The organism is Tsukamurella sputi, assembly GCF_007858445.1.
Taxonomy (GTDB): Bacteria; Actinomycetota; Actinomycetes; order Mycobacteriales; family Mycobacteriaceae; genus Tsukamurella; species Tsukamurella sputi.
Map to the genome: position 1 here is coordinate 489,342 of NZ_VIGV01000003.1, position 12,921 is coordinate 502,262.

Annotated in this window: 10 protein-coding genes; 8 read left to right on the forward strand and 2 right to left on the reverse strand. The window is 71.3% G+C overall.

Going from position 1 to position 12,921, the window contains the following annotated elements; translation table 11 throughout:
- Window positions 1–2: 2 nt before the first annotated feature.
- The gene (locus FK268_RS11855; RefSeq protein WP_146434192.1) at window positions 3–623 is read right to left on the reverse strand and encodes an NUDIX hydrolase; all 621 of its coding nucleotides are present in this window, start codon (window positions 621–623) and stop codon (window positions 3–5) included.
- Window positions 620–1,222, reverse strand: a complete 603-nt coding sequence (locus FK268_RS11860; protein WP_146434194.1) for a TetR/AcrR family transcriptional regulator — start codon at window positions 1,220–1,222, stop codon at window positions 620–622. Before FK268_RS11860 ends, FK268_RS11855 begins: the two co-directional genes overlap by 4 nt.
- 277 nt (window positions 1,223–1,499) lie before the next feature.
- On the opposite strand from FK268_RS11860, the gene FK268_RS11865 reads away from it, so the two are divergent.
- The 8 genes from FK268_RS11865 to FK268_RS11900 all read left to right on the forward strand — a co-directional run bounded on the left by FK268_RS11865 (window position 1,500) and on the right by FK268_RS11900 (window position 12,920).
- Complete coding sequence (locus tag FK268_RS11865) at window positions 1,500–2,378, forward strand: SDR family oxidoreductase (protein WP_193560274.1); 879 nt, start codon at window positions 1,500–1,502, stop codon at window positions 2,376–2,378.
- Window positions 2,375–4,429, forward strand: a complete 2,055-nt coding sequence (locus FK268_RS11870; protein ID WP_146434196.1) for an acetate--CoA ligase family protein — start codon at window positions 2,375–2,377, stop codon at window positions 4,427–4,429. Before FK268_RS11865 ends, FK268_RS11870 begins: the two co-directional genes overlap by 4 nt.
- A gap of 56 nt (window positions 4,430–4,485) precedes the next feature.
- On the forward strand, window positions 4,486–5,730 hold the full coding sequence (locus FK268_RS11875; protein ID WP_146434198.1) for an acyl-CoA dehydrogenase family protein: 1,245 nt from the start codon (window positions 4,486–4,488) through the stop codon (window positions 5,728–5,730).
- A gap of 8 nt (window positions 5,731–5,738) precedes the next feature.
- Entirely contained in the window at window positions 5,739–6,509 is a 771-nt protein-coding gene (locus FK268_RS11880) for an enoyl-CoA hydratase/isomerase family protein (RefSeq protein ID WP_146434200.1), read from the forward strand.
- Between the two features lie 7 nt (window positions 6,510–6,516).
- Entirely contained in the window at window positions 6,517–7,959 is a 1,443-nt protein-coding gene (locus tag FK268_RS11885) for an MFS transporter (RefSeq protein ID WP_146434202.1), read from the forward strand.
- A gap of 133 nt (window positions 7,960–8,092) precedes the next feature.
- Complete coding sequence (gene pta / locus FK268_RS11890; RefSeq protein WP_146434566.1) at window positions 8,093–10,198, forward strand: phosphate acetyltransferase; 2,106 nt, start codon at window positions 8,093–8,095, stop codon at window positions 10,196–10,198.
- Window positions 10,195–11,361 (forward strand): acetate kinase, encoded by a 1,167-nt coding sequence (locus FK268_RS11895; protein ID WP_146434204.1) that lies wholly within the window; start codon window positions 10,195–10,197, stop codon window positions 11,359–11,361. The genes pta and FK268_RS11895 overlap by 4 nt, the downstream gene beginning before the upstream one ends.
- Entirely contained in the window at window positions 11,361–12,920 is a 1,560-nt protein-coding gene (locus FK268_RS11900) for an adenylate/guanylate cyclase domain-containing protein (protein WP_146434206.1), read from the forward strand. The genes FK268_RS11895 and FK268_RS11900 overlap by 1 nt, the downstream gene beginning before the upstream one ends.
- The last annotated feature ends 1 nt before the right edge of the window (window position 12,921 follow it).

Here is a 12,921-nt window from a genome sequence, read left to right on the forward strand (position 1 = left end):
CGTCAGGTCCAGGTGAACCGCGGCTGCCCCAGGTGGCCGACCCGCGTCGTGCGCCCGTGGAGAACCACCTCGCGGAACTGATGCAGGATGGCCGCCGTCGGCGCGTGCACGTGGTCGCCGCGGAAGGGCCACTGGAAGACGGGGCCGACGTCGCTGTCGATGATCCGGCACTCGGCGTCCACCTCGTCGAGCCCTACGACGTAGGCCTCGTCGACCTCGTCCGGGTTGGGGGCCAAGGGGTCCGGCGCGCCGGCCCACATGACGACCGGCGTGATCACGAAACCGGAGACGGTGACGAAGTCGTCCAGGAGTCCTAGTACCGCTCCGGGTGGCAGGCGCAGGCCGAGTTCCTCGTGGAGTTCGCGCAGCGCCGCCTGCTCCACCGTCTCGCCGGGGTCCAGCTTGCCGCCGGGGAGCGCGTACTGGGCCGGGTTGCCGCGCAGCGTGGCGCTGCGCATCGTCAGCAGGACGCCGGTGCCCGTCTCGCCGTCGCCCACGATCGCGAGGCACACCGCCGCCCGGCGCAGCCCCTGCGCGCCCGTGTCCGACGCCGCCGTGACGCGGTCGAACGAAGCCACCCGGGCCCTCGCCCGCTCGACGGTGACGGTCGTCCGCGGCGTCATCGCTGGACCAGCAGGCTGTGCGAGATGAACTCGACCAGCACCTCGCGCATCGCCAACACCGACAGTCCCGGAACGTTCACCATCACCTGGATCGCCATGCCGTCGGTCATCGACGTCAGCTCGTACGCGAAGCGCTCCGGGTCCACATCCGCCCGGTAGATCCCCTGCCGCACGCCGCGCGCCACGGTCTTGGCGATCGCGTCGTGCCATCGCTGGTAATAGACGTTGTGCACGGGCCGCAGCTCGGGGCGCACGGTGCATTCGGCCCACACCTGGAGCCAGATGGCCCACTCCTGGCGCGGCGCGCCCAGGCGCGGCAGCTGCATGTCGATGAGCTTGAGCAGCCGCTCGTGCGCGCTGTCGATCTGGCGCACCGCCTCGTTCTGCCGGTCGAAGGCGCGGTCGACGGCGTACGTCAGTGCTGCCTCGAGCACGTCGGACTTGCTGGGGAAGTGGTAGTGGACGGCCCCGGTACTGCTGCCCACCATCTCCGCGATGTCGGCGATCCGCACGGAGTGGAATCCGCGTTCGGCGATGAGGGTGGCCGCGGCCTCGAGGATCTCTCGGCGGCGCACGTCCATGGTGGTCTCGACGGTCATAGTGTCCGAGCATACCGCCGCGTCAGTCGACAACCCAGCAGACTGACGCATGCGTCAGATTTGCCGCTGAAACGGGCGATGCGGACAGCCGCTCCAGGAGATTCTCGTACCCGCCGGTAACCGGGATTGAAGTGGGAAATTTGCAGTACCGTCTGCGGTTTTCGAAGTGATCCAGTCGTTTGATGATTGACAACGTGATCCCCATCACGGATAACTGATGCAGCAGTCAATACGAACTGACGCGGCAGTCAGCCGAGTCCGACCGATGGGAGACGATATGGATCAGGCGGACCGCGCTCCGCTCGGGCGCCCCGGCGCCCGGGTGCTGCGCGACGACGTGCACCGGGGGAAGGTCGCCCTGGTGACGGGCGGCGGCACGGGCCTCGGGCGGGCCATCGCGCTCGATCTCGCCCGCGGCGGCGCCGACGTGGTCGTCGCCGGGCGCCGGCCGGAGCCTCTTGCGCAGACGGTGCGCGACATCGAGGCGCTCGGCGCCCGAGCGGTCGCCGTCGAGGTGGACATCCGTGAGGAGGAGCAGGTCGCCGATATGGTGACCCGCGCGCTCGCCGTCTTCGGCCGGATCGACATCCTGGTCAACAACGCGGGCGGGCAGTTCGCGGCTCCCGCCGAGGACATCAGCGTCAAGGGCTGGCGCGCGGTGCACCGCCTCGCGGTCGAGGGCTCGTGGTCCGTGACGTCCGCGGTCGCGAACCGCGCCATGATTCCGCAGCGGTCGGGCGTCGTGTTCTTCATGGGCTTCTCGCCTCGTCGCGGCATCGCGTCGGTGGTCCACGCGGCCAGCGCCCGCGCCGCGCTCGAGAACCTCGCGTCGGGCCTGTCGATGGAGTGGAGCCGGTACGGCATCCGCACGCTGTGCATCGCGCCCGGCACCATCGAGACGCCCGGCATGGTCGAGAACTACACCGAAGAGGCCCGCGCCGGCTGGGCCGCCGCCGTGCCGATGGGCCGGCTCGGCGTCGCCGAGGACGTCTCGCAGGTGGTCTCGTTCCTGTCCACCGCGGCCGCCTCCTACATCACCGGTGCCACGATCACGGTCGACGGCGGCGTGGACGCCTGGGGTGCGGGTACGCCGGCGCCTCCGGTGGAGGCCGCCGTCCAGGACTCCGGCGTCGCGACGGCGGGGGAGATCCGATGAGCACGATCGTGGCCCGCGATCTGGGTGTGCTGTTCGACCCCGCCTCCGTGGCGATCGTGGGCGCGAGCAACGACGAGACGAAGTACGGCAACTGGATCGGCGTCGAGGCGATCAAGATGGCCGGTCGGCGCACGGTGCACCTGGTGAACCGTCGTGGCGAGGAGGTCCTCGGGTGCGCGACGCTGCGCAGCGTCCGCGACGCCGGCGAGCCGGTCGACCTCGTGGTGATCGCGGTGCCGGTCTCCGGTTTCGAGGACGCCGTCGAGGACGCGCTGGCCGCCGGTGCGCGCGCGATCGTCGGCGTCACCGCGGGATTCGCGGAGATCGGCGACGAGGGACGCGCGATGCAGGAGCGGGTGGTGGCGCGGGTGCGCGAGGCCGGTGCGGTGCTCGTCGGGCCCAACTGTCTGGGCGTGTCGGACTCGACGGCCGGGCTCACCCTCGCGTCCAACGCGCTGCCCGCGGGTCGGGTCGCCCTGCTGTCGCAGAGCGGCAACATGGCCCTCGAGACGGCGCAGCTGCTCAGCGCGCGCGGCCACGGCTTCTCCCGGTTCGTCTCCCTGGGCAACCAGGCCGACATCGAGCTCGCCGACCTGATCCGCGCCTGCGCCGACCATGACGGCACGGATCTGATCGCCGTCTACTGCGAGGACTTCGGCGACGGACGCGCCTTCGTCGAGGCGTCGCGAGCCGCCGCGGAGGCGGGCAAGCCCGTGGTCGTGCTCACCGTCGGCGGCAGTGAGGCATCGGTCCGCGGTGCCCGGTCGCACACCGGGGCGATGACGTCCTCCGCCGCCGTGGTCCAGGCCGCCTGCGACGCGGCCGGCGTGGTCCGGGTGGGAAGCCCGCGCGCCCTCGCCGACGCGGCCGCGCTGCTGATGAGCTGCTCGCGGACCCCGGTGCGGACCGTCGGCATCCTCGCCGACGGTGGCGGGCACGCCGGCGTCGGCTCCGACGTCGCCACCCGTGCGGGGCTCGAGGTGCCCGAGTTCGGTTCCGCCACCGCTGATTCGCTGCGAGCCGTGCTGCCGCCCTCGGCGGCGGTGAGCAACCCGGTCGACCTGGCCGGCGCGGGGGAACAGGACATCACCTCGTTCGCGGTCGTCCTCGACGCCATGCTCGGTGACGACGCGGTGGACGCAGTCCTGGCCACCGGCTATTTCGGCGGGTACGGGATGTACGGCGGCGCGCTCGCCGCCGCGGAGGTCGCCACCGCGCACGAGATGGTCCGGATCATCCGGGAGCGGGGCAAGCCGGTCGTGGTGCACACGATGCACCCGGACAGCCCCGCGGCGGAGGTCCTGCGGTCCAGCGGGATCCTCGTCGTCGGCGCCGTCGACGACGGTGCCGACGCCCTCGCCGTCGTCGGCTCCGCTGCGGCGGGCCGGGACGTTCCGCGGCTGCCGAGCGAGTCGGCGGCCCCGGTCACCACCGCCGACTACTGGAACGACCGGCGACTGCTCGCGGCGGCCGGGGTGCGCTTCCCCGCCGCAGCGCTCGTGACCGGGGCCGACGATGCCGTCGCGAACGCCGACGAGATCGGCTACCCGGTGGTGGTGAAGGCCATGGGCCTGCTGCACAAGTCGGATTCCGGGGGCGTCGCCCTGGGCCTCGCCGACGCGGCGGCGGTGCGCGCGGCCGTCGACCGGATGGATCGCGACCTGCAGCCGCCCGCGTACGTGGTGGAGGCGATGGCCGACCTGAAGGCCGGCGTCGAGCTCATCGTCGGGGTCCAGCGCGACCCGCGCTTCGGGCCCGTCCTCATGGTCGGCCTGGGCGGCGTGTTCACCGAGGTGCTCGGGGACACCGCGTTCGCCCTCGCGCCTGTGGACGCCGACACCGCGCGTGGACTGCTCGAGAGCCTGCGCTGCGCGGCGCTGCTGCGCGGCGTGCGCGGCCGGCCCGCCGTGGACGTCGCCGCCGCGGCCCGCCTCATCGCGACCGTCTCCGAGGTGGCGGTCGCGCACCCCGAGATCTCCGAACTGGAGGTCAACCCCGTTCTCGCCACCGCCGACGGCGCTCTCGCGCTCGACGTGCGCGTGGTGCTCTGACCGGATCGACCGATCCGAACCACTCCGTCAACACACCAGAATCGAAGGGACTCCTCATGGACTTCTCGTACAGCCCCCGCCTCCGCGAGCTCAAGGACCGCGCCCGCGTCCTCACCGAGCAGATCTACCCGTTCGAGCTCGAGTGCGAGCAGAACAACGGACTCTCCGCCGAGTCGCACGCCGTGATCAAGCAGGCCGTGCTCGACGCCGGACTGCAGGCGATCAACACCCCCGTCGAGTTCGGTGGCGCCGGCCTGACGGTGCTGGAGCAGGTGGTGGTGCAGGAGGAGCTCGGCAAGCTCACCAACGCCCTGTGGGACGCCGTGTGGCGGCCCGCCAACCCCCTGACCCACGCCACTCCCGAGCAGCGCGAGCGCTACCTGGTGCCCGGCGCGCGCGGCGACCGCCGCGATGCCGTCGCGATCACCGAACCCGATGCGGGATCGGACTTCTCGGCCGCGTCGACGACCGCCACCCCCGACGGCCGCGGCGGCTACTTCCTCAACGGCACCAAGTGGTTCGTCACCGTCGGCGACGTCGCGGACTACTTCATCGTGCTCGCCAACGTCGAGCCCGACCACGCTCCCACGATGTTCCTCGTCGACAAGGACACCCCCGGGATCACCTGCGTCAAGGTGCCCCGCTTCACCCACACCTTCGTGTACGAGCACCCTGAGTTCACCTTCGAGGACGTGCACGTGGGCGCCGATGCGGTGCTCGGCCCGGTGGGCGGCGGCCTCGACCTGACCCGCGACTGGTTCACCGAGGAGCGCCTGATGATCGGCGCGCGCACCATCGGCGCGGCCGAGCGCGCACTCAAGCTGGCCGCCGAGTGGGCGTCGGAGCGCCGGGTGGCCGGCGGGCAGCCCCTGATCGAGCAGCAGCTCATCCAGGGCATGATCGCCGACTCGGTGGCCGACATCATGACCAACCGGGCCCTGACCCACCAGGTGGCCTGGGAGTTCGACCAGGCCGATCCGAACGATCCCGTACAGCGGAAGACGCTGCACGCCAAGGCCGCCACGGTCAAGCTCGCCTCGTCCGAGGCCTCGAACCGCGTGGTGGATCGGTGCGTGCAGATCTTCGGCGGGCGCGGTTACATCCGCGAGTACCCGGTCGAGCGCCTGTGGCGCGAGCTGCGTGTGGACCGGATCTGGGAGGGCACCTCCGAGATCCAGCGGCTGGTGATCGCCAACGAGGTGCGCAAGCGCGGCCTGGACAAGCTGCTCGCGTTCGCCGACGCATCGTCGGATTTCGGGACCGACGGGGCCGAGCTCGCCGCCGCCGTCGCGGCGCTGTAGGGCGCGTCGTGACGGACACTGCCGGCACCGTCGAGGTGACCTCCGTGGAGGGGGTGGCGACCGTGATCCTGCGGCGCGAGCGCAAGCGCAACGCGCTCTCGCTGCACATGGAGTCCGAGCTCCTCGCCGCCCTGCACTCGCCCGAGGTCGAGAAGGCGGACGTGATCGTGGTGACCGGCGGCCCGGCGGTGTTCTCCGCCGGCGCCGACGTGACGGAGCTGCGGGAGATGAACCCGCGGGCCATCGCCGATTACTACCGCGCCTCGGGTGCGGTGTACGAGGTGTTCGCGAACCTGCGGCAGCCGACCGTCGCCGCGATCGCGGGCTACTGCCTGGGCGGGGGCCTCGAGCTGTCACTGGCGGCGGACATCCGGGTCGCCTCGGAGGACGCCGTGTTCGGCTTCCCCGAGACCTCGATCGGGATCCTGCCCTCGTCGGGCGGCGTCACCCGGTTCGGCCGGGTGGTCGGCGCCGGCCGGGCACGGGATCTCATCCTGCGCGGCCGCAGGTTCGGCACCGTCGAGGCCGAGCGGATGGGGCTAGTGACCGAGGTGACCGCCCCCGGCGAGGCCGTGGACGGCGCGCTGCGAGTTGCGCGCGAACTGTCCGGATTCTCCTCTCTCGCACTGCAGTACACCAAGCAGGCGCTGGACGTGGCCGCGGATGCTCCGCAGCACGCCGCGCTCGTGGTGGAACGACTCGCGTACGCGGCGCTCAGCGTCGCCGACGACCAGCCCGGTGACCGGGCGGACCAACGGCTGCGGCCGCACGAAAGGTAGGTGGGCGATGAAGTCCACAGGATTGGTCGGTCTGACCGACATGCCCGCCCGCAAGGGCTTCCTCACCAGGCTCCTCGTCGCGTGTTGCGGCGGGCCCTTCCTCGACGGCTACGTCATGAGCATCATCGGCGTCGCCCTGATCGGCGTGAACGCCGAGATGCACCCGAGCAACGTCGAGATCGGGCTGATCGGGGCCGCCGCCCTCATCGGTATCTTCTTCGGCTCGGCCGTGTTCGGCTGCCTCACCGACAGGCTGGGCCGCGAGAAGATGTACGCCATCGACCTCACCGTGCTGGTGGGCGCGTGCGCGCTGTCGGTCTTCGTGACGGCGCCGTGGCAACTGATCGTGCTGCGCTTCGTGATCGGCGCGGCCATCGGTGCCGACTATCCCATCGCGACCTCACTGCTCACCGAGTTCACGCCGAGCAAGCGGCGCGGCATGATGGTCGGCGCGTCCGCTCTCGCGTGGTCGCTCGGCGCGGTGGCGGCCTACGTGGTCGGTGCGATCGTGATCGCTGCGACGGGCAGCACGTCGCACTGGCGCTGGCTGCTGGCCTCCGCGGCGATCCTCGGCGTGATCGTGGTGCTGCTGCGCCGCGGCATCCCCGAATCGCCCCGCTGGCTGCTGCAGAACGGCCGCGCCGAGGAGGCCCGGGCCGTGGCCCGGGAGATCTACGACGTGGACCTGGACGTGCACGCCCCCGTGCCGGTATCGGCGGAGGGGAAGGCGAACCTGCGGTCGCTGCTGCGCGGCCTCTACGGGCGCCGGCTGCTCATGTGCAGCGCGCTGTACCTCGCCGTGGTGACGCCGCTGTACGCGCTGCTGATGTTCCTGCCGCGGATCCTGGACGGCTTCGGCATCTCGGGCGACGGTGCCTCGGGCCTGATCGTCGAGACCGTGATCATCGGCCTGATCGCCGCCGGTTCGGTGCCCGCGATGTTCCTGGTGGAGCGGTGGGGGCGCCGCCCGCTCACCGTGGTACCGCTCGCGATCATGGTCTTCCCGCTGCTGGGCCTGTGGCTGTGGGCCGACGCGCCGCTGTGGTTCGTGGTGGTGGCGTTCTGCGTGTACGCGTTCATCTCCGGCGGACCGTCGATCCTGGTGTGGATCTACCCCAGCGAGCTCTTCCCGACGGAGATCCGGGCGTCGGCCTCGGGCCTGGTCACCGCGATCAGCCGGTTCGGGGCCGCGACGGGGACGTACCTGCTCCCGATGTCCATCGCGGGACTCGGCACCCCGACCACCATGATGTTCGGCGCCGTCCTCACCGGTGTGGCCTTCGTGGTGTGCCTGGCCCTCGCTCCCGAGACGAAGGGGCGCTCGCTGGACGCCGCGTCGTCGGGGGAGTTCCCCGCACAGGCCCGGCCCGCGCCGCAGAAAGAGTCGAAGGAAGCGCCGAAGGGCGCCCACGGGGCCGCATCGAACGACGCGCAGGGCGCCGCCGCCTGATGGTGCCCGACCCCCGGCCCCGGCCCCGGATCGCTCCCGCGGCCGGGGCCGCCGGTCGTCCCGGCGCGCGGCACCGTCGGGCGTGGTGAGCGGCGGTGATGCCGATGCCGCGCCGGAATGGAATAGTGAACCCATGGTCGCGAGCCCCAAGACGAGCAGCATCTACATCGCGTCCCCGGAGGGGGACACCGGCAAGTCCACCATTGCGCTCGGCGCGATGAACCTGCTGACCTCCACCGGCTGGACGATCGGCGTGTTCCGGCCGATCCCACGGTCCACGGGCGAGCAGCGCGACTACATCCTGGAACTGCTCATCGAGCAGGCGACAGCGGAGCTCGACTACGACGAGTGCGTCGGCGTGAGCTACGAACAGGTGCACGAGGACCCGGATGCCGCGATCGCGCAGATCGTCGATCGGTTCCACGCCGTGGCCGACAAGTGCGACTTCGTCCTGGTGCTGGGCTCCGACTACACCGACGTGAGCACGCCGACGGAACTCTCCTTCAACGCGCGGATCGCGGCGAACCTCGGCTCATCGATCCTGCTCGCGGTCAAGGCGCTCGACCGGACGCCCGAGCAGGTCGTGGCAGTGGCCGAGCAGTCGATGGCGGAGATCCGGGCCAACCACGCCCACACCGCGTCGATCATCGCCAACCGGTGCGAGCCGCGGCAGCTCGACGCGGTGTGCGAGGCGCTCAAGACCGCGACCGGGCTGCCCGTCTGGGTGCTCCCCGAGGAGCCGGTGCTCACCGCGCCCACGATGGGCGAGTTGATGGACGCCATGGGCGGCAAGCTGCTCTGGGGTGATCCGGAGTTGCTCTCCCGCGAGGCGATGGACGTCCTCGTCGCGGGCATGACGGCCGAACACAGCCTGGAGCGGCTCACCGAGGGCGTCGCCGTCGTCGCTCCCGGCGATCGCTCCGAGGTGCTGCTCGCGATGGTCACGGCGCACCGCGCCAACGGCTTCCCGTCGCTCGCCGGGATCATCCTCAACGGCGGATACGCGCCGCACCCGATGACCGCAGCGCTGGTCGACGGTCTCAAGCCGAACCTGCCCATCATCTCCGTCGAACACGGCACGTACGAGACCGCGCGGCTCGCGGCGAAGACCCGGGGCCGCGTCGGACCGGGCTCCGAGCGCAAGGTGGATCTGGCGATCGCGCTCACGGAGAAGCACGTGGTCTCGGAAGCGCTGCTGGAGGCGCTGCAGGTGTCGAACCCGGGCGTCGTGACGCCGCAGATGTTCGAGTACAACCTCATCGCCCGGGCCCGCGCGGACCGCAAGCGCATCGTGCTCCCCGAGGGGGACGACGACCGGATCCTGCGTGCCGCAGGGCGGCTCGTGCAGCGCGAGGTCGCGCACCTGACGATCCTCGGCCAGGAGTCGCGTGTGCGGGCCCGGGCGGCGGAGCTCGGCGTCGACCTCGGCGATACCGACGTGATCGACCCGAAGCGCTCTCCGGATCTCGTGGACCGGTTCGCGCAGACCTACTTCGAGCTGCGCAAGCACAAGGGGATGACGCTCGAGCGCGCCGCTGAGGCGGTGGTGGACGTCAGCTACTTCGGCACGATGATGGTGCACCTCGGCATGGCCGACGGCATGGTCTCCGGCGCCGCGCACACGACCGCGCACACCATCCGGCCGTCCTTCGAGATCATCAAGACCAAGCCGGGCGTCTCGACGGTCTCGTCGATCTTCCTGATGTGCCTGGCGGACGAGGTGCTCGCCTACGGCGACTGCGCCGTGGTGCCCGACCCCTCGGAGACGCAGCTGGCCGACATCGCCATCTCGTCCGCGCAGACCGCGTCCCAGTTCGGCATCGTTCCGCGGGTCGCGATGCTCTCCTACTCGACGGGGGAGTCCGGCTCCGGGGCCGACGTCGACAAGGTGCGCGCCGCCACCGCGCTCGTCCGCGAGCGATCGCCGGAACTGTTGGTGGAGGGGCCGATCCAGTACGACGCCGCCGTCGACCCCGGGGTCGCCGCGTCGAAGATGCCCGACTCCGCAGTCGCGGGGAGGGCGACGGTGCTCGTCTTCCCCGACCTCAACACCGGCAACAACACCTACAAGGCGGTGCAGCGCTCGGCGGGCGCCGTCGCGATCGGCCCTGTGCTGCAGGGACTCAACGCCCCGATCAACGACCTCTCGCGCGGCGCGCTGGTCGAGGACATCGTCAACACCGTCGCGATCACGGCGATCCAGGCCCAGGCCTTCGCCGCCGAGAGGAGCCCTCGATGAGTGCCGTCGCGGGAACCGTCCTGGTCCTCAACTCGGGATCGTCGTCGCTGAAGTATCAACTGCTGCACCCCGATACGGGCGAGGTGGTGCACGGCGGCATCGTCGAGCGGATCGGCGAGGGCGACGTGCCCGACCACAAGGCGGCCCTGCGACAGGTCTTCGACGAGTTCGCCGGGCGCGGCCTCGACCTGACCGACGGTGCCGGCACACCGTCGGGCATCGCCGCCGTCGGTCACCGGGTGGTGCACGGCGGCCGCTCCTTCCATTCGCCCACGCTCATCGACGATCACGTGCTCGCCGAGATCCGTCGCCTGAGCTCGCTGGCGCCGCTGCACAACCCGGCGAACGCGCAGGGCATCGAGGTGGCGCGGGAACTGCTCCCCGGGGTGAAGCAGGTGGCCGTCTTCGACACGGCCTTCTTCTTCGACCTGCCGCCGGCCGCCGCGACCTACGCGATCGACTGGGAGCTCGCGCAGGAGCACGCCCTGCGGCGCTACGGCTTCCACGGCACCTCGCACGAGTACGTCTCGAAGCAGGCAGCGGAGTTCCTCGGGCGTCCGACGGCCGAGGTGAACCAGATCGTGTTGCACCTGGGCAACGGGGCCTCCGCCTCGGCGGTCCGCGGAGGCCGTGCGGTCGACACATCGATGGGGCTGACGCCGCTCGAGGGCCTCGTGATGGGCACCCGCAGCGGCGACGTCGACCCCGGGCTGGTGCTGCACCTGGGCCGCTCCCTCGGGATGAGCATCGACCAGATCGACGATCTGCTCAATCGCCGTTCGGGTCTCAAGGGGCTGGCGGGCGAGAACGACTTCCGTGCGCTGCGCACCCTGATCGACGAGGGCGATGAGCACGCGACGCTCGCCTACGACGTGTACATCCACCGCCTCCGCCGCTACATCGGCGCCTACCTCGTCGACCTCGGCGGCGCCGACGCCATCACCTTCACCGCGGGTGTCGGCGAGAACGCCGCGCAGGTCCGCGCCGATGCGCTGGCCGGGCTGGAGGGCTTCGGCATCGTCGTCGATCCGGAACGCAACGCCGGCCGCGTCACCGAGCCCACCCGGATCTCGCCCGAGGGCGACCCGTCCGCGACCGTCGTCGTGCTCGTGATCCCGACGAACGAGGAGCTCGCGATCGCCCGCGAAGCGGCGGCACTCTGATGCCCCTCGGGCGTCTGGCGGGGATCGAGGACGACGGGGCCGATTACGGCTCGCCGCTCCTCGGTACCCGCACGGAGGGCGCCCGGCAACGCAGGACCCGCACCGTCGCCCTGATCGCCGTGAGCTCGTCTGTCGCGACGCTCCTCGGCGGCGGTTTCGCCGCGATGCTCATCGTCGTCGGCATCCCCGAGCCCTCCGTGCAGCGGCCCGAACTGCACACGGTCAACACCGTCGCCGTGCCGCTCTACATCGCGGCCGGCCTGGTCCTGGGCCACCTCTACACCTTCTGGCTGGTGTACCGGTCGCTGCGGTGGACGGGCGGTGAGGATCCGCCGACGCGGCAGGAGGCCTCCGATGCGCTCGCCCTGCCGCGCCGCCTCTACTGGTTCGAGATGGTCGCGTGGCTGTGCGCCGCGATCCTGTTCGGCACCCTGTACGGCCGGGTCGACGCGAATCTGGTGCCGAAGGTCTCGCTGGTGGTGCTCGGTGCGGGCCTGATGACCTCGGGAGTGGTCCGGGTGCTGACGGAGTTCAGCCTCCGCCCGGTCACCGCGATCGCATTGCAGGTGACCCGGCCCGAGCCGCGGCACCAGAGCCTGCAGGGGCGCTCGCTGCGACTGTGGTTGCTGGGTTCCGGGCTGCCCTTCCTCGGCGTGATCACGGTGGCGCTGTTCGCGCTGTTCGAGCCGGCCGCCACCGTCCGTGGCATCGCGGTGAGCATGTGCGTGCTCGCGGCGGGCGGCTTCTTCTCGGGGATGACCTTCAACCTGCTCTCGTCGTCGCGCGTCTCCGCGCCGGTGAAGAGCGTGACCACCGGCATGCGCCGGGTCTCGGAGGGCCGGTACGACACGGAGATCGTGGTCTACGACGGGACGTCGCTCGGCGACCTGCAGTCCGGGTTCAACGCGATGGCCGCGGGGTTGCGCGAACGCGAGCGGGTACGGGACCTGTACGCCCGGCAGGTGGGCGAGCAGGTGGCCCGTGCCACCATCGAGCGCGAACCCGAGCTGGGCGGGGTCGAGCAGACCGTCGCGGTGATCTTCATCGACCTCGTCGGCTCCACCGCGCTGGCCGCCGAGCGTCCCGCGGCCGAGGTGGTGCAGATCCTCAACCGGTTCTGCGGTGTCGTCGTGGCCGAGGTGAACAGCCGCGGTGGCCTGGTCAACAAGTTCGAGGGCGACGCGGTGCTCGCGATCTTCGGGGCGCCCGCCCCGCTCACCGATCCCGCCGGTGCCGCGCTCTCGGCGTCCCGGGCGATGATGCGGCGCCTCTCCCGCGAGGTGCCCGAGGTGCGGGCCGGATGCGGCGTCACGTACGGCACCGTCGTCGCCGGTTACGTGGGCGCCGCCGACCGCTTCGAGTACACCGTGATCGGCGATCCCGTCAACGAGGCGGCACGACTGTCGACCTACGCCAAGGCGGACCCGACGGTGCCCTGGGCCTCCGGCTCGGCCTTCGACGCGGCGGAACCCGCCGAGCGGCGTTGGTGGCGGGAGGGGCCGACGGAGGTGCTCCGGGGCCGGAACCATCCCACCTGGATGTTCCTGGCCAAGAGCTGAT

What these genes read in the sequence shown, in the direction of transcription:
- FK268_RS11875 (WP_146434198.1), top strand. Translation starts at nt 4,486, where the DNA reads ATGGACTTCTCGTACAGCCCCCGCCTCCGCGAGCTCAAGGACCGCGCC.
- FK268_RS11860 (WP_146434194.1), bottom strand. Translation starts at nt 1,222, where the DNA reads ATGACCGTCGAGACCACCATGGACGTGCGCCGCCGAGAGATCCTCGAG.
- FK268_RS11895 (WP_146434204.1), top strand. Translation starts at nt 10,195, where the DNA reads ATGAGTGCCGTCGCGGGAACCGTCCTGGTCCTCAACTCGGGATCGTCG.
- FK268_RS11865 (WP_193560274.1), top strand. Translation starts at nt 1,500, where the DNA reads ATGGATCAGGCGGACCGCGCTCCGCTCGGGCGCCCCGGCGCCCGGGTG.
- FK268_RS11900 (WP_146434206.1), top strand. Translation starts at nt 11,361, where the DNA reads ATGCCCCTCGGGCGTCTGGCGGGGATCGAGGACGACGGGGCCGATTAC.
- FK268_RS11855 (WP_146434192.1), bottom strand. Translation starts at nt 623, where the DNA reads ATGACGCCGCGGACGACCGTCACCGTCGAGCGGGCGAGGGCCCGGGTG.
- FK268_RS11870 (WP_146434196.1), top strand. Translation starts at nt 2,375, where the DNA reads ATGAGCACGATCGTGGCCCGCGATCTGGGTGTGCTGTTCGACCCCGCC.
- FK268_RS11885 (WP_146434202.1), top strand. Translation starts at nt 6,517, where the DNA reads ATGAAGTCCACAGGATTGGTCGGTCTGACCGACATGCCCGCCCGCAAG.
- pta (WP_146434566.1), top strand. Translation starts at nt 8,093, where the DNA reads ATGGTCGCGAGCCCCAAGACGAGCAGCATCTACATCGCGTCCCCGGAG.